The 21758-nt window shown below is 65.6% G+C and carries 19 protein-coding genes and 1 pseudogene; 7 read left to right on the forward strand and 13 right to left on the reverse strand.

Translation table 11 applies throughout. The features are described 5' to 3' along the window. Window positions 1-79: 79 nt before the first annotated feature. Together hppD and hpaR are read left to right on the forward strand one after the other, a co-directional pair. The gene (gene hppD / locus CRO75_RS23120) at window positions 80-1156 is read left to right on the forward strand and encodes a 4-hydroxyphenylpyruvate dioxygenase (protein WP_007921770.1); all 1077 of its coding nucleotides are present in this window, start codon (window positions 80-82) and stop codon (window positions 1154-1156) included. Between the two features lie 144 nt (window positions 1157-1300). Then, entirely contained in the window at window positions 1301-1723 is a 423-nt protein-coding gene (hpaR, locus tag CRO75_RS23125) for a homoprotocatechuate degradation operon regulator HpaR (protein WP_007921772.1), read from the forward strand. A 169-nt stretch (window positions 1724-1892) separates the two neighbouring features. Here hpaR and rarD read toward each other — a convergent pair whose 3' ends face one another. The 3 genes from rarD to CRO75_RS23140 form a co-directional block, all read right to left on the reverse strand. Further along, complete coding sequence (gene rarD, locus CRO75_RS23130; protein ID WP_062826093.1) at window positions 1893-2774, reverse strand: EamA family transporter RarD; 882 nt, start codon at window positions 2772-2774, stop codon at window positions 1893-1895. Between the two features lie 185 nt (window positions 2775-2959). Then, window positions 2960-3967, reverse strand: coding sequence for an aldo/keto reductase (locus CRO75_RS23135; RefSeq protein WP_097138472.1), 1008 nt, complete (start codon window positions 3965-3967; stop codon window positions 2960-2962). A gap of 103 nt (window positions 3968-4070) precedes the next feature. Beyond that, window positions 4071-4970 carry a LysR family transcriptional regulator gene (locus CRO75_RS23140; RefSeq protein ID WP_097138474.1) on the reverse strand — a complete coding sequence of 300 codons (900 nt, stop codon included), beginning with the start codon at window positions 4968-4970 and terminating at the stop codon, window positions 4071-4073. A 162-nt stretch (window positions 4971-5132) separates the two neighbouring features. Between CRO75_RS23140 and CRO75_RS32890 the strand changes: the two genes are divergently transcribed. Then, the gene (locus CRO75_RS32890; RefSeq protein WP_097138476.1) at window positions 5133-5543 is read left to right on the forward strand and encodes a hypothetical protein; all 411 of its coding nucleotides are present in this window, start codon (window positions 5133-5135) and stop codon (window positions 5541-5543) included. A 118-nt stretch (window positions 5544-5661) separates the two neighbouring features. On the opposite strand, the gene CRO75_RS23150 is transcribed toward CRO75_RS32890, so the two are convergent. After that, window positions 5662-7563 carry an acyl-CoA synthetase gene (locus tag CRO75_RS23150; protein WP_097138478.1) on the reverse strand — a complete coding sequence of 634 codons (1902 nt, stop codon included), beginning with the start codon at window positions 7561-7563 and terminating at the stop codon, window positions 5662-5664. Window positions 7564-7766: 203 nt separating this feature from the next. Next, window positions 7767-9077, reverse strand: a complete 1311-nt coding sequence (locus tag CRO75_RS23155) for an MFS transporter (RefSeq protein ID WP_097138480.1) — start codon at window positions 9075-9077, stop codon at window positions 7767-7769. 182 nt (window positions 9078-9259) lie between these two features. Here CRO75_RS23155 and CRO75_RS23160 point away from each other — a divergent pair, with 182 nt between their 5' ends. Next, the gene (locus CRO75_RS23160) at window positions 9260-10387 is read left to right on the forward strand and encodes a sugar diacid recognition domain-containing protein (RefSeq protein WP_009044204.1); all 1128 of its coding nucleotides are present in this window, start codon (window positions 9260-9262) and stop codon (window positions 10385-10387) included. 270 nt (window positions 10388-10657) lie between these two features. Beyond that, the gene (locus tag CRO75_RS23165; protein WP_097138482.1) at window positions 10658-11800 is read left to right on the forward strand and encodes a glycerate kinase; all 1143 of its coding nucleotides are present in this window, start codon (window positions 10658-10660) and stop codon (window positions 11798-11800) included. A 163-nt stretch (window positions 11801-11963) separates the two neighbouring features. On the opposite strand, the gene hpaI is transcribed toward CRO75_RS23165, so the two are convergent. The 8 genes and pseudogenes from hpaI to CRO75_RS23205 form a co-directional block, all read right to left on the reverse strand. Further along, window positions 11964-12764 carry a 4-hydroxy-2-oxoheptanedioate aldolase gene (gene hpaI, locus CRO75_RS23170; protein ID WP_097138485.1) on the reverse strand — a complete coding sequence of 267 codons (801 nt, stop codon included), beginning with the start codon at window positions 12762-12764 and terminating at the stop codon, window positions 11964-11966. A gap of 11 nt (window positions 12765-12775) precedes the next feature. Next, complete coding sequence (hpaH, locus tag CRO75_RS23175; protein ID WP_097138487.1) at window positions 12776-13579, reverse strand: 2-oxo-hept-4-ene-1,7-dioate hydratase; 804 nt, start codon at window positions 13577-13579, stop codon at window positions 12776-12778. 2 nt (window positions 13580-13581) lie between these two features. Further along, window positions 13582-14885, reverse strand: a pseudogene (locus CRO75_RS23180) (MFS transporter). Window positions 14886-15030: 145 nt separating this feature from the next. Continuing rightward, a complete protein-coding gene (locus tag CRO75_RS23185) occupies window positions 15031-15420 on the reverse strand; it encodes a 5-carboxymethyl-2-hydroxymuconate Delta-isomerase (RefSeq protein WP_009049318.1) in 390 nt (129 codons plus the stop codon). A 77-nt stretch (window positions 15421-15497) separates the two neighbouring features. Beyond that, on the reverse strand, window positions 15498-16355 hold the full coding sequence (hpaD, locus tag CRO75_RS23190) for a 3,4-dihydroxyphenylacetate 2,3-dioxygenase (RefSeq protein WP_097138489.1): 858 nt from the start codon (window positions 16353-16355) through the stop codon (window positions 15498-15500). Window positions 16356-16495: 140 nt separating this feature from the next. Beyond that, a complete protein-coding gene (gene hpaE / locus CRO75_RS23195; RefSeq protein WP_097138491.1) occupies window positions 16496-17956 on the reverse strand; it encodes a 5-carboxymethyl-2-hydroxymuconate semialdehyde dehydrogenase in 1461 nt (486 codons plus the stop codon). Beyond that, window positions 17957-18757: a fumarylacetoacetate hydrolase family protein gene (locus CRO75_RS23200; protein WP_097138493.1), complete on the reverse strand. Its 801-nt coding sequence runs from the start codon at window positions 18755-18757 to the stop codon at window positions 17957-17959. A 9-nt stretch (window positions 18758-18766) separates the two neighbouring features. After that, window positions 18767-19441: a fumarylacetoacetate hydrolase family protein gene (locus CRO75_RS23205; RefSeq protein WP_097138494.1), complete on the reverse strand. Its 675-nt coding sequence runs from the start codon at window positions 19439-19441 to the stop codon at window positions 18767-18769. A 236-nt stretch (window positions 19442-19677) separates the two neighbouring features. Here CRO75_RS23205 and hpaA point away from each other — a divergent pair, with 236 nt between their 5' ends. Together hpaA and CRO75_RS23215 are read left to right on the forward strand one after the other, a co-directional pair. Beyond that, window positions 19678-20589 carry a 4-hydroxyphenylacetate catabolism regulatory protein HpaA gene (hpaA, locus tag CRO75_RS23210; RefSeq protein WP_085530647.1) on the forward strand — a complete coding sequence of 304 codons (912 nt, stop codon included), beginning with the start codon at window positions 19678-19680 and terminating at the stop codon, window positions 20587-20589. 71 nt (window positions 20590-20660) lie between these two features. Next, on the forward strand, window positions 20661-21755 hold the full coding sequence (locus tag CRO75_RS23215) for a DUF1176 domain-containing protein (RefSeq protein ID WP_097138496.1): 1095 nt from the start codon (window positions 20661-20663) through the stop codon (window positions 21753-21755). The last annotated feature ends 3 nt before the right edge of the window (window positions 21756-21758 follow it).

A 21758-nucleotide genomic window follows, 5' to 3' on the forward strand; every position in this document is an offset into this window, starting at 1 on the left:
TGCGCGCCACCTGCCTTCCTCAGCATTGCCAGCCACTGACGATCCGTTAATTCCAAAAGCAATGATGAGGCGCCAAACCATGGCAGATATCTTCGAAAACCCGATGGGCCTGATGGGCTTTGAATTCATCGAATTCGCATCGCCGACCCCCAATACCCTCGAGCCGATCTTCGAGATCATGGGTTTCAGCAAAGTCGCGACCCACCGTTCCAAAGACGTGCACCTGTATCGCCAGGGCGCGATCAACCTGATCCTCAATAACGAGCCCCACAGCGTCGCTTCGTACTTCGCCGCCGAGCACGGTCCGTCGGTGTGCGGCATGGCGTTCCGCGTCAAGGATTCGCAAAAGGCCTACAAGCGTGCCCTGGAACTCGGCGCCCAGCCGATCCACATCGAAACCGGCCCGATGGAGCTGAACCTGCCGGCGATCAAAGGCATCGGCGGTGCACCGCTGTACCTGATCGACCGCTTCGGCGAAGGCAGCTCGATCTATGACATCGACTTCGTGTTCCTGGAAGGCGTCGACCGTCATCCAAAAGGCGCCGGCCTGAAGATCATCGACCACCTGACCCACAACGTGTACCGCGGGCGCATGGCTTACTGGGCCGGTTTCTACGAGAAGCTGTTCAACTTCCGCGAGATCCGTTACTTCGACATCAAGGGCGAATACACCGGCCTGACTTCCAAGGCCATGACCGCGCCCGATGGCATGATCCGCATCCCGCTGAACGAAGAGTCGTCCAAGGGCGCCGGGCAGATCGAAGAGTTCCTGATGCAGTTCAACGGCGAGGGCATCCAGCACGTGGCCTTCCTCACCGACGACCTGATCAAGACCTGGGACCAGTTGAAGAAGATCGGCATGCGCTTCATGACCGCGCCACCGGATACCTACTACGAAATGCTCGAAGGCCGCCTGCCGAACCACGGCGAGCCGGTGAACGAGCTGCAGTCGCGGGGCATCCTGCTGGACGGCTCCTCGGAAGAGGGCGACAAGCGCCTGCTGCTGCAGATCTTCTCGGAAACCCTGATGGGCCCGGTGTTCTTCGAATTCATCCAGCGTAAAGGCGACGATGGTTTCGGCGAAGGCAACTTCAAGGCACTGTTCGAATCGATCGAGCGCGACCAGGTCCGTCGTGGCGTGCTGTCCACCGACTAAGCCGCAGGCTGCCTGACAATCGAGCCCGGTCGGGGCATTCTCGACCGGGCTTTTTCTTGCCTGTCGGTTGGCGATTGTGAATGTGTTAATGTTCGGCCTTTGTGGCGCTCCGCGTCGCCATCCAGCCCTGTGAACGACCCGCACATGACCAACCCAAGACCTTCCCTGACATTGACCCTGCTTCAGGCCCGCGAAGCGGCCATGGCGTTTTTTCGCCCATCCCTCAACCAGCACGACCTGACCGAGCAGCAGTGGCGGGTGATCCGCATCCTGCGCCAGAACGGCGAACTGGAAAGTCATCAGCTGGCGAAAATGGCCTGCATCCTGCCGCCGAGCATGACCGGCGTGCTGACCCGCCTGGAGCGCGACGAATACGTCAGCCGGCGCAAATCCCCCGAGGACCAGCGTCGCCTGTTCATCACCCTGACGGAAAAGGGCGAGGCCTGTTTCGAATCCATGAGCGGCGACATGGAAATCAACTACCAGCGCATCCAGCAGCAGTTCGGCGAGGAGAAGATGCAGGCCTTGCTGGCCCTGCTCAACGAACTGAAGCAGATCAAACCCTGATGCCCAACGCGGACCGGTAGCCGCTGCCGCAGGCTGCGAACGAGGCCGCAGGACTCGCCATCGGCCTTGATGCGATCTGTCGGGGAGTCCGCGTCTTCTATCGCCGTCGCTTCGTACGGAGTGCCGCCCAGACCGATCGCAGCCTGCGGCAGCGGCTACAGGTCTAGCGTCAGCTTCTGCGCTGGCGCATCAAGTGCTTGAACCCCTCGTACACCAGCACCAGCACCGCCAGCCAGATCGGCAGGTAGGTCAGCCATTCCCCGGCCTGGATGCTTTCCCCCAGCAGCAGGGCCACGGCCAGCAGCAACACCGGTTCGACATAGCTCAACAAGCCGAACAGGCTGAAGGGCAGCAGGCGGCTGGCGATGATATAGGCCACCAGCGCCGAAGCACTGATCAACCCCAGCAACGGAATCAGCAGGTACAGCCAGGGGTGTTGATCGACCACGGCAAAACCCTGCTCGCCGCTTTGCACGAACCACAGCGCGATCGGCAGCAGCAGGGCCATATCGAGCCACAGGCCGCCCAGGTTGTCGGCGGCCAGGCGTTTGCGCAGCACGAAATAGACGGGATAACCGATGGCCACCAATAAGGTCGCCCAGGAAAAACTGCCCACCTGATACAACTCGTTGAGCACCCCCAGGGTCGCCAGGCCGGCGGCGATCTTCTGCAGCCGCGACAGCTGTTCGCCATAGACGATACGCCCGGTCAGGACCATGGTCAGCGGCAGCAGAAAATACCCCAGCGACACATCCAGGCTGTAGCCATTCAACGGTGCCCACATGAACAGCCACAGCTGTACCCCGAGCAGCGCCGCGGACAGCGGCAGCGCCAGCAGCAGAAGCGGTTGGCCCAGCAGTCTCTTGAGGATGGCGCCGACATGCCGCCATTCGCCGCTCACCAGCATGAATACGGTCATGCATGGGGCGGTCAGCAGCATGCGCCAGCCGAAAATCTCCACCCCGGTCAGCGGGGCCAGCAAGGAGGTGTAGAAATACATGACGGCAAACAGCACCGACGCCAAGACCGATAGAGCAATACCTTTAGACAAGCTGTCCTCGTGTGACCTGAACCAGGCAAATGGGATGGTGGGAAAACTGCGGGGAATATAGAGGGTTTGGCGCGAGACGTTTACTCGGATTTATCGCAAGTTACGGGAAAATATCCCGTTTGCCGCCACTGACGGGCAGCGCGGCAGCAGGTGGCCCGCGGAAGGGGCCACCGCTATGAGGGAGATCAGCGCGGTGTGCGTCCGGAAACGAAGTGGCTGACGTCGTTGAAGCCCGGGGTCGAGGCATGCCCCGGAGTGACCAGCGAATCGATGAAGGCCTCATCCTCGGCGCTGATCTTCACGTCCAGCGCCTTGGTGTAGGCGTCCCACTGTGCCTCGGTGCGCGGGCCGACGATTGCTGAGCTGACCGCGGCATTGTTCAGCACCCAGGCGATGGCGAACTCGACCATGCCGACCCCGCGCCCCTGGGTGTACTGCTGGATCTGCTGGGCGATGCGCAGCGACTCGACGCGCCATTCGGTTTCCAGGATGCGTTTGTCCTGGCGCCCGGCGCGGCTGTTGCTGTCGGGGGCGACATCCGGCGCGTACTTGCCGCTGAGCACGCCACGGGCCAGCGGGCTGTAAGGCACCACGCCCAGCCCGTAGGCCTGGGCTGCGGTGATCTGTTCGGTCTCGGCCTGGCGGTTGACGATGTTGTACAGCGGTTGGCTGATCACCGGCCGGTCGACGCCGAGCCGGTCGGCGACGCGGATCACCTCGGCGATGCGCCAGCCACGGTAGTTGGACAGGCCCCAGTAGCGGATCTTGCCCTGGCGCAGCAGGTCGCCGATGGCCGACACCGTCACTTCCAGCGGCGTGTTGTGGTCTTCGCGGTGCAGGTAGTAGATGTCGATGTAGTCGGTGCCCAGGCGGGTCAGGCTGGCGTCGATGCCGTTGAAGATGTGCTTGCGGTTCAGGCCGCTGCGGTTGGGCACGCCATCGGCGGGACCGAAGCCGACCTTGGTCGCCAGCACCCAGTGGTCACGCTGGCTGGCGATGGCTTCGCCGACGATTTCTTCGGAGCGGCCGCCGGTGTAGACGTCGGCGGTGTCGATGAAATTGATGCCCTGGTCCCAGGCCTTGTCGATGATGCGCAGGGAGTCCTCGGTGCTGGTCTGTTCGCCGAACATCATGGTGCCGAGGGTCAGGGGGGACACGTGCAGCCCGGAATGGCCGAGGATGCGATAGCTCATGTACGAAATCCTTGTGCGTGAGGTAAAGCCGGCGCGACAACGGCCAGCGACCGATTATGGGACGCCCATCAAATACCAGAACGGGCGTAGGGGGCAATCTGAATTATCCGGCCAGCAGCTGGCAGCGGGCCTGCAAAAAGCCTTGCAGCACCTTCACCCGTTCCGAGACCTGCAAACGGTGCGGGCACAGCAGGTTGAGCGGTACGCTTTCGCCCTGCCAGTCGCCGAGCAGGGGCACCAGGCGCCCGGCGCGGATATCGCTGGCCACATCCAGCCAGGCCTTGTAGGCGATGCCATGGCCGGCCAGGGCCCAGCGCCGCGCCACGTCGCCGTCGTCGCTGAGGTAGTCGCCGCGCACCTGGACCTCTTGCACCTCGCCGTCGCGGCTGAAATGCCAGCTGTTGTAGGGGCGACCGTTGCGCAGATAGATCAGGGCACTGTGTTCGCCCAGTTCGGCGGGCGTCTGCGGGGTGCCGTGGCGCGCCAGGTAGTCGGGGCTGGCGCAGGCCAGCCGGTGATGCCGCGGCAGGATCGGCAGGGCCACCAGGCTGGAATCGCTGGGTACGCCGAAGCGCAGGGCAACGTCGACGGTCTCGCGGAACAGGTCGCTGTGCCGGTCGTTGAGCAACAGTTGCAGGCGGATATGCGGGTGTTCGCGCTTGAAGTCGTCCAGCCAGGGCAGCAGCAGGTTGCGCCCGAAGTCCGACGGCGCCGCCAGTTGCAGCACGCCGCTGAGGCCCTGGCTCTGTTGTTTCAGGGCCTGTTCGCCCTCCGCCAGGGCCGCCAGCGCCACGCGCACGCTGTCCAGGTAGCGCCGGCCTTCTTCGGTAAGGCGCATGCTGCGGGTCGAACGCGCCAGCAAGCGCATGCCCAGGCGGGTTTCCAGGCGCTTGAGGGCGATGCTGGCGGCGGCGGGGGTTAATTCCAGGCTGCGGGCGGCGGCGGAAATGCTGCCGGAATCGGCGGTGCGGACGAAGACTTCAAGGTCGAGAATCGAGCGCATTGCTAAAAATCCTTTAAAGATCCTTGCGTTTTACCGGGATTTTTCCTCGATTATCAAGCTGAGAATATGCAGTCACGTCCATCGCACCAGGGTGAACCCCATGAAATCGCTCAGTACGTACTTGCCGGATCGCACCGCCGTCATCGGTGGCGGAGATGTGTCATGACCTGGCACTTCGACCATCTGGCCTTCAACACCGCCGAGGGCGACGTTTTGCAGCAGGCATTCCAGGCCCTGCTCGGGCTGCAGGCTGGACGGCGTCCGCCGTTTCCCTTTCCCGGGCGCTGGCTGTACCAGGACGGGCAGGCGCTGGTGCATGTGATCGAACAACCGACCTTCGCCGAGACCGCGCTCAGCCATATCGCCTTCAGGACCGAGGAGGATGCCGCGCAGGTATTGCAGCGGGTCCAGGCCAGCGGCCTGCCGCATCAGGTGGCGCAAGTACCGCAGGACGGCACCTGGCAGATTTTCGTGCGGATACCGGGTGGCCTGGTGCTGGAACTGGATGCGCCGGCGGGCGGGCAGCTGGACGCCGATTACCGTTACAAGGCCGACGGCGGAGCGCCGGCTTGAGACTGTAGCTGCGGCCTCAAGGGCGGCGCCCGCTGCGCGGTCGTGCGCAGCCTGTGGCAGCGGCTACAGGCGAACCCATTGCCGCGCGGCGACCCCGATGGCCGGGGCCGCCGGCAATTCAGGCCGAATGCAACTGGTAGCGCACCGCATAACCGCTCAGGCGCTGCTCCAGGGCCGCGCGGCGGGTCGCGTCCAGGCCGGGCACATGGATGTCCACCCGTTGCCCGTGGCGCTCGTCGCTGACGGCTTCGACGCGGATGCCCTCGGCAACCAGCCGCACCTCATCCTCGAACACCCGGCGAATGGCGTCCAGGCGCAGGGCCGGCTTGAAGGTCTTGCCCACGGCCGTCAAGGGGATCTGCTCGAGCAGCCAGACGTCCTTGGGCACTGCGGCCCGTTCATGGATATGGCGCGCGGCGTGCTCCAGCAATTCGCCCGGGTCGGCGCTGGCGCCGGCCTTGAGCTGGATGTACACCACCGGCAGCTCGCCGGCCTTGATGTCCGGCTTGCCCACCGCCGCAGCCATGGCCACGGCCGGGTGGCGATGCAGGGCTTCTTCGATCATCTGCGGGTCGATGTTGTGGCCGCCGCGGATGATCAGGTCCTTGCTGCGCCCGGTCAGCCAGATGTAGCCATCCCGGTCGATGCGCCCCAGGTCGCCGGTGTTGAACCAGCCGCCGTCGAGCCACAGGCCCTGGTTCTTGTCGGCCTGCAGATAGCCCTTGAACACTGTCGGCCCGCGCAGGCAGACGTTGCCGGGTTCGTCGGTGGCGGCGTCGCGCAGGTAATGGCCGTCGCTGTCGAGCACGGCAATCTTGACCTCGCAGTACGGCAGGCGCAGGCCGATGGAACCGGGGCGGCGCTCGCCGTCCTGGGGGTTGCAACTGGTGGCGCAGGTGCCTTCGGTGAGGCCGTAGCCCTCGATGATCTTCAGCCCCGAGCGCGCCTCGAACTGGCGGATCAGTTCCACCGGCATGGGCGCGGCGCCACATACGGCAAAACGCAGGCTGGAGACATCGATGCCGTCGTTGGGCACTTGCAGCAACGCGGCATAGATGGTCGGTACGCCGCTGAAACAGCTGACCCGATAACGCTCCACCAACTGCCAGAAATCCTTGATCAGGGTCGGGTTGCGGTAGCCCTGGGGGCCGGCCAGCAGCACCCGGGCGCCGCGGTGGAAGGCGGACAGGCCGGTGACCATCACCCCGTTGACATGGAACAGCGGCAGCCCGCAGAGCAGCACATCGCTGCTGTCGTAGTCGCCGTGCAGGCCGATGATCTCGGCCATCGCCACTTCATTGAGGTGGCTGTGGGGCGCCAGTTTCGGCGTGCCGGTGGTACCGCCGGTGTGGAAGTACGAGGCAATGTCGTCCGGCTGGATCGCCCGGCCGCTTTCCAGGTGGTCGGCGGGGCAGGCTGCGAGCAGGCTGTCGAAGTCCAGCACGCCTTCCGGCATCGCCGGGCGCTGGCTCTGGATTGCACTGCGTTGCGGCTCGGGCAGCAGGTTGGCCAGGTCGATGGTGACGATGGCTTCCAGCTCCGGCAGGCGTTCGCGCAGGTGGGCGACCTTTTGCCAGAGGTCGGTGCCGGGGAAGGGCGCCAGGGTCACCAGCACCGTGGTGCGCGAGGCGCGGATCAGTTCGGCGATGTGCGCAGGCTCCAGCAGCGGGTTGATGGCGTTGACGATCCCGGCGGCCTCGCCGCCCCAGATCACGTAATGGGTCTGCGGTAGATTGGGCAACAGGAACGACACCGCCTTGCCCGGGCGGATGCCCAGCCGGTGCAGGGCGTTGGCGGTGCGGGTGACCTGGGCGAACAACTCGGCGTAGCTGATGTTCCAGGGCTGGTCCTGGATGCTGCCCTGGGGCAGGAAGGTCAGGGCGGTGCGCTCGCCGAAACGGCTGGCCGAGCGTTGTAACAGTTCATAGGTGCTGGCGGGAAGATTGCGCTGGGCCAGGGGCTGCTGCTGTTCGAGGGCTTGGATATCGCTCAGGCGGGCGAGGGAGAAGGGCGCGGTCATGATCGTGTGGGTCTTCCTTCGGTAAGGTCTGCGAGGGAGTCATCAATCGATCCAGCCAATGGAAAACTGCCGCGGCCGGACGTCTGTCCGATATACCACGGGGGCGCTGAGGTCGGCTGTTGCTTTTTGTAGCGAGGCGGTGACAAACCCGCGGCTTGTCCCGGGAAGCCGGGCCCACCAGAAGGTGAGCCCGGTAAAGCCGGTCAGCGTTTCAGCGTGCGGGTCATGCGCAGCGCCAGCAGGCTGCCAGCGACGATGACCCCGGCCAGCAGGTACAGCGCGGCGTCGGTGGAGCCTGTGCTGTCCTTGACCCAGCCAACGATGTAGGGGCTGAGGAAGCCGGCCATCTGACCCATGGAGTTGATCAGCGCCAGGCCGCCCGCGGCGGCGCCGGCGCTGAGCAGCGCGGTCGGCACCGGCCAGAACATCGGCAGGCCGGTGAGGGCGCCCATGGTGGCAATGGTCAGGCCGAGGATGGCGAGGGTCGGGTTGGCGGCGAAGTTGACCGCGATCACCAGGCCGATGGCGCCCATCAGCATCGGTACCACCAAATGCCAGCGGCGTTCCTGGCGCAGGTCGGCCGAGCGACCGACCATCAGCATGAACAGCGCCGCCAGCAGATAGGGAATGGCGCTGAGCCAGCCGATCACCAGGTTGTCGCTGAAACCGAGGTTCTTGATGATCGACGGCAGCCAGAAGTTGATGGCGTACACACCGCTCTGGATGCAGAAGTAGATCAGGCCGAAGGCCCAGATGGCCGGGTTCTTGAACACCGCCGCCAGGGAGTCGCCGCTGGTGCGTGGCTTGCTCGCGGCGTCTTCGGCCTGGTCGGCTTCCAGCAGCGCGCGTTCCTGCGGGCTCAGACACTTGGCGTGGGCGAAGTTGTCATTGAGCAGGAAATACGCCAGGACGCCGAGGATCACCGTGGGGATGCCCTGCAGCAGGAACATCCACTGCCAGCCGGCCATGCCGCCCTGGCCCGCGGCGAAGTGATTGAGGATCCAGCCGGAGAACGGGCTGCCGAGCAGGCCGGACACCGGGATCGCCGACATGAACAGGGCCATGATGCGCCCGCGGCGAAAGCTCGGGAACCACTGCGAGAGGTACAGCACCACGCCGGGGAAGAAGCCGGCTTCGGCGGCGCCGGTGAGCAGGCGCAGACTGTAGAACTGGGTCGGGGTGGTGACGAACAGCAGGCAGGTCGACAGCGTGCCCCAGGCGATCATCATCAGCGCGATCCAGCGCCGCGGGCCGAACTTGTTCAGCGCCAGGTTGCTCGGCACGCCGCACAGCACGTAGCCGATGAAGAAGATCCCGGCACCGAGGCCGTAGACGGTTTCGCTGAATTTCAGGGCATCGAGCATCTGCAGCTTGGCAAAGCCGACGTTTACCCGGTCCAGGTAGTTGAACAGGTAGCAGATGAAGATGAAGGGGATCAGGCGCAGGGTGATGCGCTTGTAGACGGCGTTTTTATCGTCATCGGTGGCCAGGGTGGCAGCGGCGCTCTGTGACATGGCGTGTCTCTCTTTATTATGATTTTTTGCGATGCGAGGTTAACGTTGATCGCCCCGAGAGTCTCGGTCACCCCATGGGCCGCTGTCTTTGTGCCGGCGCACAGGCTTTGCCGGCATCCCCTGTGCCGGTGAACAAGCCTTTGCCATCGCTCCCGAGCCCGCTTTCCTAGGATCACGCCGCTATGTTCGAACTGGATCACGACCTGGCGCAGGATATCGTCGACCGGACGATGGCGATCCTGCCCTACAACGTCAATGTCATGGACAGCCAGGGCCTGATCCTTGGCAGCGGCGAGCCCGAGCGCATCAATACCCGCCATGAAGGCGCACAACTGGTGCTGGCCAACGGCCGGGTGGTGGAGATCGACGCGCAGACCGCCAAGCACCTCAAGGGCGTGCAACCGGGGATCAACCTGCCGCTGCTGCACGACCAGCGGCTGATCGGCGTGCTGGGCATCACCGGCGAGCCGGAACTGCTGCGCACCTATGCCGAGCTGGTGCGCATGACCGCCGAGATGCTGGTGGGCCAGCGCCACCAGCAGGCCGAACAGCAATGGCGCCGCCAGCGTTGCGACGATTTGCTGGCGCTGTTGCTCAGCGATAGTGGGGATTCGCCGCGGCTGGTGGATGAGGCGCAGCAGATGGGCCTCAAGCCGCAGCTGCCGCGCACGCCTTATCTGTTCGAGCTGGGCCAGCCCCAGGAGGGCGGGGCGCAGACCGTCGAGGCCCTGAGTGCCTGGCTGATGTCCCGTTACCCGGACAGCTGGTGCGTCAGCTCGGCCAAGTCCTCGTTGCTGTGGTGCCGGCCGGCGACCCTGAGTGTCGATAATCCGCGACTGCTGGAAAAGCTCGACAGCCTGGGCTGGAACATCCTGCGCATCGCCGTGGGCGGCCAGGCCGACGGGCTGGCGGGGCTGCGCCGTTGCTACCGGCGGGTCGGCGACCTGCTGGCCTATGGCCGCGACGTGCTGCCCCAGTCGCGCTTGCTGACCCTCAATCGTTTCCGCCTGCCGGTGATGCTCTGGCGCCACCGCAATGACGATGCCCTCGACGAGTTGCTCAACCCCTTGCGCAAAGTCATCGCCAAGGATGCCAATGGCCAGCTGCTGGCGACCCTGCGCAGCTGGTGCGACCACGACGGCCAGAGCCAGGCCTGCGCCGACGCCCTGGGCATCCACCGCAACAGCCTGCGCTACCGCATGGAACGCATCGCCGAACTCAGCGGCGTCGACCCGCTCAAGCTCGACGGCATGCTGGCGCTGTACCTGGGGGTGCAGCTGTTGCCGCAGACCGAGCCATCCCCGTTGTAATGCCAGGCCCTGTAGCCGCTGCCGTAGGCTGCGATCGGGGCAGCGCCCGTAAACCCGGCGACGCGGTATGTCTGTCTATCGGTGTGGCGCGGTTCTGCGACCGCTGCGCGGTCGTGCGCAGCCTCGCCAGGGCTCGACAGCGGCTACAGACGCGTGCGATGCAGCTATTGTAGAAATGAACAATAAAGCCGCCCCACACTTGTGCAACGGACCGGGGTCAAGGTCGCGGCCAACTGGCAGCATGGGCGCCATAAGAACCGGAGATAGCCCATGAAAATCATCATCGCCCCCGACTCCTTCAAGGACAGCCTGAGTGCCTCGGGCGTGGCCAGCGCCATCGCCGACGGGCTGGCGCGGGTGTGGCCGGACGCGCAGCTGATCCAGTGCCCGATGGCGGATGGCGGCGAAGGCACCGTGGAGTCGATCCTCGATGCCTGCGAGGGCCAGTTGCGCACCACCCGGGTCCAGGGACCGCTGGGCGCTCCGGTGGAGGCGCGCTGGGGCTGGCTGCCGCAGAGCCACACCGCGATCATCGAAATGGCCGAGGCCAGTGGCCTGCAACTGGTGCCGCCGGGCCAGCGCGATGCCTGCACCAGCAGCACCTTCGGCACTGGCGAGCTGATCCGCGCGGCCCTGGATGCCGGCGCGCAACGGGTGATCCTGGCCATCGGCGGCAGCGCCACTAACGACGCTGGCAGCGGTGCCTTGCAGGCCCTGGGCGTGCGCCTGCTGGATCGCGATGGCCAGGCCTTGCCCCTGGGCGGCCTGGCCCTGGCGCGGGTGGCGCGGGTCGACCTGAGCCACCTCGATCCGCGCCTGGCCGAGGTGCGTTTCGAGATCGCCGCCGACGTCGACAATCCTCTCTGTGGTCCTCACGGCGCCTCGGCGATTTTCGGCCCGCAGAAGGGCGCGTCGCCACAGCAGGTCGAACAACTGGACCGGGCCCTCGGCCAGTTCGCCGACCAGGCCGCGCGGGTGCTGGGCAAGGACGTGCGCGACGAGCCGGGCAGCGGCGCCGCCGGTGGCCTGGGGTTCGCCGCCAAGGCGTTCCTCGGCGCGCGGTTTCGTCCAGGGGTGGAAGTGGTGGCCGAGCTGGTGGGGCTGGCCGAAGCCGTGCAGGGCGCGGACCTGGTGATTACCGGCGAAGGTCGCTTCGATGCCCAGACCCTGCGCGGCAAGACCCCCTTTGGCGTGGCGCGCATCGCCAAGCAGCACCAGGTGCCGGTGATCGTGATCGCCGGGACCCTGGGCGAAGGCTACGAGCAGATGTATAAACACGGGGTGGATGCGGCCTTTGCCCTGGCCAGCGGCCCCATGACCCTGGAGCAGGCCTGTGCCGAGGCGCCGCGCCTGTTGCGCGACAGGGCCGCGGACATCGCCCGGGTCTGGCGTCTGGCGGCGCGCCAGGGCTGAGGCCCGTAGCCCCGTAGCCGCTGCCGAGCCTGCGAGGCTGCGATCGGTCGCGTAGCGGCCGCAACGGGGCCAACGCGGTTATCCAGACCCAACGCGAATCTCAGGTTTTGCGCCTGCTGCGCAGTCGATCGCAGCCTCGCGGGCTCGGCAGCGGCTACAGGGGTCAGTAGACCCCTCCACCCGAGGTAGGCGCCGCAGTCTCCTTGTACTGCCCCAGCAACCCCTGCAAACCCTTCATCAGCACGGTGGTGTCCACCCCCACCGCGACGAAGTTCGCTCCCAGCTCGATATAGCGCTGCGCCAGGGTCCGGTCGGCGCTGAGGATCCCGGCCGCCTTGCCGGCCTTGCGGATGCGCGCGATGGCGTCCTCGATCGCCGCGACCACCTCGGGATGCCCCGGGTTGCCGCGATGGCCCATGGCCGCCGAGAGGTCGGCCGGGCCGATAAACAGGCCATCGACTCCATCAAGGGCGGCGATGGCATCCAGGTTGGCCAGGCCTTCGAGGTTCTCGATCTGCAGCAGCAGGCACATCTGCTCGTCGGCCTGGTCCAGGTAACCGGGGATGCTGTTCCAGCGCGACGCCCGGGCCAGGGCGCTGCCGACGCCACGAATACCCGCGGGCGGATAACGCATGGCGCGCACCAGTTGCCGGGCCTGCTCGACGCTTTCGACCATGGGGATCAGCAGGGTCTGGGCGCCAATGTCCAGCAGTTGCTTGATCAGCGCGGTGTCGCCCACCGGTGGGCGAATGATGCCTTGCACCGGGTAGGGCGCGATGGCCTGCAACTGGCCGAGCAGGCTGTTGAGGTCGTTGGGCGCGTGTTCGCCGTCCAGCAGCAGCCAGTCGAAACCGGCGTTGGCCGCCAGCTCCGCGCAGTAGGCATTGGCCAGGCCCAGCCACAGGCCGATCTGCGGCGCGTCCTGGCGCAGGCGTTGCTTGAAATGATTGATCGGCAGTTGCATGAGCATTCTCCTCAGACAAAACGGCAGGCGATGCTGCCGAGCTGATCGTAGTCGACGTGGAAGGTGTCGCCGGGGCGGGCCGCCACCGGGCGGGTGAAGGAACCGCCGAGGATGATCTGCCCGGCCTCCAGGCCGACGTCGTAGGCCGCCAGTTTGTTGGCCAGCCAGGCCACGCCCTTGGCCGGGTGGTTGAGCACCGCGGCGGACACCCCGGACTCCTCGATCACCCCATTGCGGTACAGCACCGCCGGCACCTTGCGCAGGTCGATATCGTTGGGGCGCACCGCGCGGCCGCCCATGACCACGCCAGCGTTGGCGGCGTTGTCGGAGATGGTGTCGAACACCTTGCGCGTGGCCTGGGTTTGCGGGTCGACCTGCTGGATGCGCGCGTCGATGATCTCCAGGGCCGGGATCACCCATTCGGTGGCGTCGAGCACATCGAACAGCGTGCAGTTCGGGCCCTTGAGCGGCTTGCCGAGGATGAACGCCAGTTCCACCTCGACCCGCGGCACGATAAAGCGCTGGAACGCAATGTCGCTGCCTTCCTCGAACAGCATGTCGTCCAGCAGGGCGCCGAAATCCGGTTCTGTGATGTTCGACGACACCTGCATGGCCCGCGAGGTCAGGCCGATCTTGTGCCCGACCAGCTTGCGCCCGGCGCGGATCTTGTGTTCCACCCAGCTGCGCTGGATGGCGTAGGCGTCCTCGATAGTGATGCCGGGAAACTCCAGCGACAGCTGGGCGATCTGTTCCCGGTTGCGTTCGGCGGCGTCGAGGCGGGCGGCGGCCTGTTGGATGTCCGAAAGGCTGAGCATGGTTACTTCTCCTGGGGATTGACGATAAGGGCCGGCACCCGCAGCACCAGCCAGGCACCGAAGGCGATCAGCAGGGCCAGGGCATACAGGGCGAGGCTGGCGCTCTGGGTGGCGTCGCGGACCACGCCGATCAGGTAGGGCGCGAGAAAGGCGGCGATGCTGCCGAAGGAACTGATCAGGGCGATCCCCGCGGCCTGGGTGTTGCTGGCGAGAAAGGCCGGCGGCAGTTGCCAGAACATCGGCAGCGCGGCGCTGGCGCCCATGCCGGCCACCAGCAGCCCGGCCATCACCAGCCAGGCGTTGTCCGGGCGACGCCTGCGACGATCAGGCCGAGGCTGGACATCAGCAGCGGCACGCCGAGGTGCCAGCGCCGTTCGCGCAGGCGGTCGGAGGAACGGCCGACACCGATCATGAACAGGCAGCCGGCCAGGTACGGCAGGGCGCTGAGCATGCCGACGCGGCTGTCGCGGGCGATGCCGGCGTGGTGGATCAGGGTCGGCATCCAGAAGGCGATGGTGTTGACCGCCAGCATCACCGCGAAATAGATGCACACCAGCAGCCAGATATGTTTGTCCTGGAGGATGCCGGCGAAGCGGGTGATCGGCTTGTGCTGTTCTTCCAGGCTCAGGGCGGCGTGCAGTTGCTGCTTTTGTGGGACGCTCAGCCAGCCGACGCTGTCGATGCTTTCCGGCAGCGCCTTGAGCACCACCAGGCCGAGCAAGACCACCGGCAGGCCTTCGATCAGGAACATCCATTGCCAGCCACGCATCCCGCCCAGGTCGTGGAAGCTTTCGAGAATCCAGCCCGACAGCGGCCCGCCGACCACCCCGGCCATGGGCACGGCGATGGCGAACAGCGCGGTCACCTGACCACGGCGGCTGGCCGGGAACCAGCGGTTGAGCAGCACCAGGATGCCGGGAAAAAAACCGGCCTCGGCCACCCCCAGCAGAAAGCGCAACAGATAGAAACCGGCGGCGCTGTCCACTAGCAGCATGGCGCTGGACAACAAGCCCCAGACCACCATCAGGGGGGCGATCCAGCGGCGCGGCCCGACCCGGTCCAATGCCAGGTTGCTGGGCACGCCGAACAGCGCATAGGCAATGAAGAACAGGCCGGCGCCGAAGCCGTAGACGCTGTCGCTGAAGCCCAGGTCCTGGGTCATCTGCAACTTGGCGAAGCCGATGTTGATGCGGTCCAGGTGGGCGAAGATGTAGCAGGTGAACAGCAGGGGCAGCCGCCAGGTGATCCGGCGATAGGTGTCGTTGGTCTCCACGACGCTGGGCAGGGCAAGGGTCGAGCTGGGCATGGGCGGGTCTCTTTTATTGTTCTTGTCGATAGGGCACGGACTCTGTAGCCGCTGCCGCAGGCTGCGATCGGCCCGTAGGGCCGCTGCGGTTTCCAGATCGCTGAAAGCCTTCGGCCTTATCGCAGCCTGCGGCAGCGGCTACAGGTCAGGCTTGCCGCTTGAGAAACTCATGCACGTTGTTGTGCTTGAAGTTCAGCTCGGCATCCAGCTCGCTCATTTCGAACGACAGCGCCAGCAGGCGCTGGGCCTGGAGTTCGGCGAAGTGCGCCTTGATGATCTCGAACAGGCCCTCGGCGACCTTGCGCCGGGTGGCCAGGTCGCGCCCGGCGCCGACCTGCAGGCGCATATGGACGAAGGCGTAGTCGTGCTTGCCGTCGGCCATGCGCCAGGTGTCCAGGCGCACGCCGCGGCTGCGGATGCCACCCAGCGGAAACACGCCGCTGGCCCCGAGGTAGTCGTGGACCTTCTCGAACAGCCCTGGCAGGTCGGCGGCTTGCTCGATGTTGTCGGTGTATTCAGCGATGAAATGCGGCATGTGATCCTCCTTGCGGGCGAACCTTCGGCGGCCAGCCCTGGAAATCCAGGGTTGGGTTGGCGAGGCTGGCGCGGCGTCTAGAGCGGGAAAATGGCGTTGATCTGACCGGTGCCGGAGCTGCCGAAAGGCGCGGTGACGATCTCCGCCGGCCGGTTGTATTCGGGGCCGCCGAGCAGGCCCAGGAGCATGGCGGTGTCGTGCATCCGGCCTTCGCCGAAGCAGTGCTCCGCGTAGTCCGGGAGCATCGAGCAGAACTCGCGAAAGCGCCCCTGTTGCCACAGCTCGACCACTCGCAGGTCCACCTGCTTGTCGAATTCGCGGGTCCAGTTGTGGATGTTGGCTTCGGCCTCGCGGTCGTCGGAGAAGCGGTGCGACAAGGAGCCTGAGGCCAGCACCAGGACCTTGCGGTCGCTCTTCTCGATGGCCCGGCGCACCGCGGCGCCGAAGGTGAAGCTGTCTTCGAGCTTGTGCCAGGCACACCAGGCGGCGATGGAAATCACCTGGAAATGCTGCTCCGGCGGTACGTCCATGTGCATGTAGCGCATCGGCACCAGTGTGCCGTATTCCAGCTCCAGGCTGGGGATGTTGTGGGCGAGGGTACGCACATCGGCGGCATTGGCTTGGGCGGCAATCAGCTCGCCCAGCTCCGGGCAGCCCTGGTAGTCGTAGTCCATGTTCTTGATGAAGTGCGGCAGTTCGTTGCTGGTGTAGGTGCCCTTGAAGTGCTCGCCGCAGTTGATGTGGTAACCGCTGTTGACCAGCCAGTGCACGTCGAACACCACGGCGGTGTCGGCCCCCAGCTCACGGGCGCGACGGGCGATTTCCTTGTGCCCGGCGATCGCCGCTTCGCGACAGCCGTGGTGCTTGCCCGGCAGTTCGGACAGGTACATTGATGGAACGTGGCAGACCTTGGCGGCCATGACGACTTCGCCCATGGTGCTTCTCCTGAAACATCTTATTGTTCGGCCCGTAGCCGCTGCCGCAGGCTGCGATCGACCCCGAAGGGACTTCAAAGAGCGGCGTCTCGTTCCGAGACGAGCGCAGCCTTCGGCAGCGGCTACAGGATTGCAAAACCTTACACGCCCCAGCGCGGGATGTGGTGGCTGCCCATGGAGATACAGATGTTCTTGATCTCGGCAAACACTTCGAAGCTGTACTCGCCGCCTTCGCGGCCGGTGCCGGAGCCCTTGACCCCACCGAACGGCTGGCGCAGGTCGCGCACGTTCTGGCTGTTGATGAACACCATGCCGGCCTCGATGCCACGGGCCAGGCGATGGGCCTTGCCGATGTCCTGGGTCCAGATATAGGAAGCCAGGCCGTACTCGGTGTCGTTGGCCAGTCGCAGGGCCTCGGCCTCGTCCTTGAACGGGATCAGGCAGACCACCGGGCCGAAGATCTCTTCCTGGGCGATGCGCATCTGGTTATCGACGTCGGCGAACACCGTCGGCTGGATGAACTGGCCACGGCTGAGGTGCGCCGGCAGGTTGGCCGGGCGCTCCAGGCCACCGGCGAGGAGGGTGGCGCCTTCTTCGATGCCGATGCGGATATAACCGGTGACCTTGTCGTAGTGGGCCTGGGTGATCATCGAGCCGACCTGGGTCTTCGGGTCCTGCGGGTCACCGACGATCAGGCGCTTGGCGCGGGCGGCGAACTCGGCGACGAACTGCGGGTACACGCTTTCCTGGATGAAGATCCGGCTGCCGGCGGTGCAGCGTTCGCCGTTGAGCGAGAAGATGGTGAACAGCGCCGCATCCAGGGCGCGCTCCAGGTCGGCGTCTTCGAAGATCAGCACCGGCGACTTGCCGCCCAGTTCCATGGAGTACTTTTTCAGCCCCGCGGTCTGCATGATCTTCTTGCCGGTGGCGGTGCCGCCGGTGAAGGAAATGGCCCGCACGTCCGGGTGGCGCACCAGGGCATCGCCGGCGGTGGCGCCGTAGCCCTGGACGATGTTCAGCACACCATTGGGAATGCCGGCTTCGACCGCCAGGCGCCCCAGTTCGTTGGCGGTCAGCGGCGACAGCTCGGACATCTTCAGCACCGCCGTGTTGCCCAGCGCCAGGCACGGCGCGGTCTTCCAGGTGGCGGTCATGAACGGCACGTTCCACGGCGACACCAGCGCGCAGACGCCGACCGGCTGGTACAGGGTGTAGTTGAGCATCTGGTCGTCCACCGGATAGCTGTGGCCATCCATGCGGGTGCAGACCTCGGCGAAGAAGTCGAAGTTGTGCGAGGCGCGGGGGATCAGCACGTTTTTGGTCTGGTGGATCGGCAGGCCGGTGTCGAGGGTTTCCAGCTCCGCCAGGTGCGGCACGTTCCGGTCGATCAGCTCACCCAGCTTGCGCATCAGCCGCGCGCGTTCCTTGGCCGGGGTATTGGCCCATTTCGGAAAGGCTTCCTTGGCCGCCGCGACCGCCTGGGCGATTTCCCCGGCACCGCCGCTGGCCACTTCACCGATGGCTTCGCCGGTGGCCGGGTTGTAGTTGACGAAGGTGTCTTGGCTTTCGACCTCGCGGCCGTTGATCCAGTGTTTGATCATTTATGCGTGCTCCTTGGCCGCTCGTTGCGTGTCGTGTTGCGCCTTGATCCTGAAGAACTCCGCCTCGCTGACGATGCGGTTGACCAGCCGGCCGACGCCTTCGACTTCCACCACCACTTCATCGCCGGGCACCACATCGGACAGGCCTTCTGGGGTGCCGGTGGCGATCATGTCGCCGGGTTGCAGGGTCATGAAGCTGGACAGGTATTCGATCAGGTAGGGGATGTCGAAGATCATGTCGCAGGTGCTGCCTTCCTGGCGCAACTCACCATTGACCCAGGTGCGCAGTTTCAGCCGGTTCGGCTCGGGCACGTCGGCGACGTCGACTATCCACGGCCCGACCGGGGTGGTGGCGTCGCGGTTCTTCACCCGCAGGTTGGGCCGGTAGTAGTTTTCCAGGTAGTCGCGGATCGCGTAGTCGTTGCACACCGTGTAGCCGGCCAGGTAATCCAGGGCGTCCTCGCGCTTGACGTTGCGCGCGGTCTTGCCGATCACCGCCACCAGTTCGCACTCGTAGTGCATGTAGGCGACGTTGTCCGGGCGCCAGGTGACCTGGTTGTGGCCGGTGTAGGTGCCGGGGGACTTGATGAACACCAGCGGCTCGGTCGGCGGCTTGAAGGCCAGTTCGGCGGCGTGGTCGGCGTAGTTCAGGCCCAGGGCGAACATGCTGCCGGTGGCCGGTGGCAACCACTCGACCTGATCCTCGGCGAGCACACGGCCATCGGCCAGTTTCACGCTGTTGGGCGCATTGACCACGACCTCGTGGACCTGGCCTTGATAACGGATGCGGGCGTGTTTCATGGCGGCTCCTTATTCGTCGGCTATTTCTTCAGCGACAACGTGATTGGCGAGACGGCCCAGGCCGCTGATCTCCACTTCGATGCGGTCGCCGGGCTTGACGTCGACCCGGCCTTCGGGGGTGCCGGTGATCAGCACGTCGCCCTCGTGCAGGGTCATGAACTCGCTGATTTCGGCGATCAGCTGGGGAATACCGCGCACCAGGTTGGCGGTGCTGTTGCGTTGCAGCAGTTCGCCGTTGACCCACAGTTTCAGTTCCAGGTCATGGGGATCGCGCACCTGGGCCGCCGGCACCAGTTCCGGGCCGAAGGCGCAGAAACCGTCGCGGCACTTGGCCTTGACGGCGGGGCGGTAGTAGCTGTCTTCCGGCAGGCTGAATTCGTTGACGATGGTGTAGCCGGCCACATGCTGCAGGGCGTTTTCCACGCTGACCCGGCTGGTGCTCTTGCCGATCACCACGCCCAGCGCCGGGCCCGGTTGCAGGCGCTCGACGCCTTGCGGATAGATCACGGCGCCGCCGTGGACATTGCGGGTGTTGGGGGTCTTGATGAACAGCACCGGCTTGACCGGTGGCTTCTGGTAGGGCGGCTGGGTGAAGGATTCCAGGTGGCTGCGCAACAGGCCCTGGTAGTTCAGCGCGACGCCGAACAGGGTGCCGGTGGCGACTTCATGCAGTGCACGGCTCATTGTGTTGTTCTCCTGAGCATCGCGGAAGACGAGGTGATTTCGTTAATGTGTTAACGTTATATTTAATATGTTAACGATCGTCAAGCGCCGGCCAGGAGCCGATCACCAACTGTCTGCCCCGTGCTGGTGAACAGGCCGCGAATCACGCAGGATGTGGGCGCTTGCCGCAGGTAAAAAATAAAAGCGCCGCGGGCGAAAATAAAAAGCACCGCGAGCGAAAAAAGAGACACGCCACCATGAGCGATCGCCAGCCGATCCCCAACATCAACATCGGCCAGGTCTACGACCAGCGCTACGCCGACTCGCAGGTGCATTACGACAAGCTGAGCAACCTGGCCGGGTTCTTCGGCCGCAACATGCCGGTGCACCGCCACGACCGGTTTTTCCAGGTGCACTACGTGAAAAGCGGCGCGGTGCGGGTCTACCTCGACGACCAGCAATACCTGGAATCGGGGCCGATGTTTTTCCTCACGCCTCCGACCATTGCCCATTCCTTCGTCACCGAGGCCGACAGCGAAGGCCACGTACTGACCGTGCGCCAGCAGCTGGTGTGGGAGCTGATCGAAGCCGACAGCCGCCTCGCCAGCGGCCCCCAGGTGGCGCCGGCCTGCGTGGCCCTGGCGCGCCTGGACCCGGGGTTCGCCGGCGAGGCGCGGCGCCTGGCGCTGCTGTTCGATGAGTTGCAGGAGGAAGTCGCCGGGCAGGGCGCCGGGCACGCGCCGGCGCTGGAGGCCCTGACCCGCTTGATCATGATCAGCCTGCTCAGGCTCTCGGCCAATTCCCTCAAGGCCCGCCCGGCGCGGCATGAAGACCTGCACATCTTCCATCGCTTCAACGAACTGATCGAAGCCCGTTACCTGGAGCATTGGCCGCTGTCGCGCTATGCCGGGCAGATCGGCGTCACCGAGGCGCGTCTCAACGACGTCTGCCGGCGCATCGCCGACCTGCCGTCGAAACGCCTGGTGTACGAGCGCCTGATGCAGGAATCCAAGCGCCTACTGCTGTTCACCGCCAGTTCGGTGAACGAAATCTGCTACCAGCTGGGGTTCAAGGACCCGGCGTATTTCAGCCGGTTCTTCCAGCGCTACGCGAAGATGACGCCGGGGGAATACCGGGCCCGCCAGGGCGCGGCGAAACCCTCGCCCTGAGGGCAAAAAAGCTGGGAGCGCCAGCGCGCTGCGTGGGACAATCGGCGCTTTTACCCGACAAGGAAAGTCCCATGTTGCAGCGCACCCTGATGGTTCTTTTGCTGACCGCCAGCGCCGCCCAGGCGCTGGCGCAGAACGCCGCGGAAAAGGTGCCCTTGCTGCGCCAGACCAAGGAATGGATCACCGGCTGCGACAACCTGCGCAGCTGCCACGCCCTGAGCGCGCCCAACGGCGAGCACGGTGTGCAGTACAGCAGCCTGACCCTGCATATCCAGCGTCGCGCCGGCCCCGACGGCCCGCTGGAGATACGCCTGGACCAGCGCGGCGAACCCGCCGAGCTGACGGCCTTGCGCCTTGATGGCCAGCCGCTGGAGCCACAGCTGCTGGACGCCCTGGTGCTGTTGCCGGAAAAGAAGGGTGCGCAGATCCAGGTCACCCGCTATGAAATCGCCGACCCGGCCCGGGCCCGTCAGTGGCTGGAACGCCTGCGCAATGCCGAGGAACTGAAGCTGGAGGGGAACGACGAGGCTCGGGTGCCGTTGTCCGGTCTGTCGGCGGCGCTGTTGCTGATGGACTCGGTGCAGGGCCGGGTCGATGGCGTGACGGCGCTGTGGCGGCCAGGCCAGCGTCCGGCCAGCGAGGTGCCGGCGCGGCCGCTGCCGGCGCAGCTGCGGGCTTATCCGGGGGCACCGGAACTGACGGTGGCGCAGCGCACGCGGATCTCGGCGGCCGCGGTGAAACTCGCCGCGCCGGGCACGCCCAACGACGATGAAGACTTTGTGGCCGAGCCCCAGGTCGAGGTCTATCCGCTGACCGCGCAGCGGGCGTTGACGGTGGTGCTGAGCGACTGCGCGGCCTACAACTGCGACTACCTGATCAGCAGCTGGTCGCGCGGCAACCCGCCGCAGCTCGAGGAGTTGCGCCGGCAAGCCTTGCCCATGAACAACGCGGACGGCTCGGGCGGCGCCCACTACGACCCCAAGACCGGGGTGCTGACCACCTTCTATCTGGCGCGTGGCATCGGCGACTGCGGTGAAACCGGGCGCTGGCTGTTCGACGGCGAAAGCTTCCAGCTCAGCGATTACCGGCAGATGCCGACTTGCAATGGCTTGTCCTCCGAAGACTGGCCGCGGCTGTGGAATATCGCGCCGCCGGCCAACCGCTGAGGC

The organism is Pseudomonas sp. LAMO17WK12:I10 (genome assembly GCF_900215185.1).
GTDB lineage: Bacteria > Pseudomonadota > Gammaproteobacteria > Pseudomonadales > Pseudomonadaceae > Aquipseudomonas > Aquipseudomonas chlororaphis.

Coding starts and splice junctions, on each gene's coding strand:
- hppD (WP_007921770.1), top strand. CDS start 80: ATGGCAGATATCTTCGAAAACCCGATGGGCCTGATGGGCTTTGAATTC.
- hpaR (WP_007921772.1), top strand. CDS start 1,301: ATGACCAACCCAAGACCTTCCCTGACATTGACCCTGCTTCAGGCCCGC.
- CRO75_RS23135 (WP_097138472.1), bottom strand. CDS start 3,967: ATGAGCTATCGCATCCTCGGCCATTCCGGGCTGCACGTGTCCCCCCTG.
- CRO75_RS23140 (WP_097138474.1), bottom strand. CDS start 4,970: ATGCGCTCGATTCTCGACCTTGAAGTCTTCGTCCGCACCGCCGATTCC.
- CRO75_RS32890 (WP_097138476.1), top strand. CDS start 5,133: ATGACCTGGCACTTCGACCATCTGGCCTTCAACACCGCCGAGGGCGAC.
- CRO75_RS23150 (WP_097138478.1), bottom strand. CDS start 7,563: ATGACCGCGCCCTTCTCCCTCGCCCGCCTGAGCGATATCCAAGCCCTC.
- CRO75_RS23155 (WP_097138480.1), bottom strand. CDS start 9,077: ATGTCACAGAGCGCCGCTGCCACCCTGGCCACCGATGACGATAAAAAC.
- CRO75_RS23160 (WP_009044204.1), top strand. CDS start 9,260: ATGTTCGAACTGGATCACGACCTGGCGCAGGATATCGTCGACCGGACG.
- CRO75_RS23165 (WP_097138482.1), top strand. CDS start 10,658: ATGAAAATCATCATCGCCCCCGACTCCTTCAAGGACAGCCTGAGTGCC.
- hpaI (WP_097138485.1), bottom strand. CDS start 12,764: ATGCAACTGCCGATCAATCATTTCAAGCAACGCCTGCGCCAGGACGCG.
- hpaH (WP_097138487.1), bottom strand. CDS start 13,579: ATGCTCAGCCTTTCGGACATCCAACAGGCCGCCGCCCGCCTCGACGCC.
- CRO75_RS23185 (WP_009049318.1), bottom strand. CDS start 15,420: ATGCCGCATTTCATCGCTGAATACACCGACAACATCGAGCAAGCCGCC.
- hpaD (WP_097138489.1), bottom strand. CDS start 16,355: ATGGGCGAAGTCGTCATGGCCGCCAAGGTCTGCCACGTTCCATCAATG.
- hpaE (WP_097138491.1), bottom strand. CDS start 17,956: ATGATCAAACACTGGATCAACGGCCGCGAGGTCGAAAGCCAAGACACC.
- CRO75_RS23200 (WP_097138493.1), bottom strand. CDS start 18,757: ATGAAACACGCCCGCATCCGTTATCAAGGCCAGGTCCACGAGGTCGTG.
- CRO75_RS23205 (WP_097138494.1), bottom strand. CDS start 19,441: ATGAGCCGTGCACTGCATGAAGTCGCCACCGGCACCCTGTTCGGCGTC.
- hpaA (WP_085530647.1), top strand. CDS start 19,678: ATGAGCGATCGCCAGCCGATCCCCAACATCAACATCGGCCAGGTCTAC.
- CRO75_RS23215 (WP_097138496.1), top strand. CDS start 20,661: ATGTTGCAGCGCACCCTGATGGTTCTTTTGCTGACCGCCAGCGCCGCC.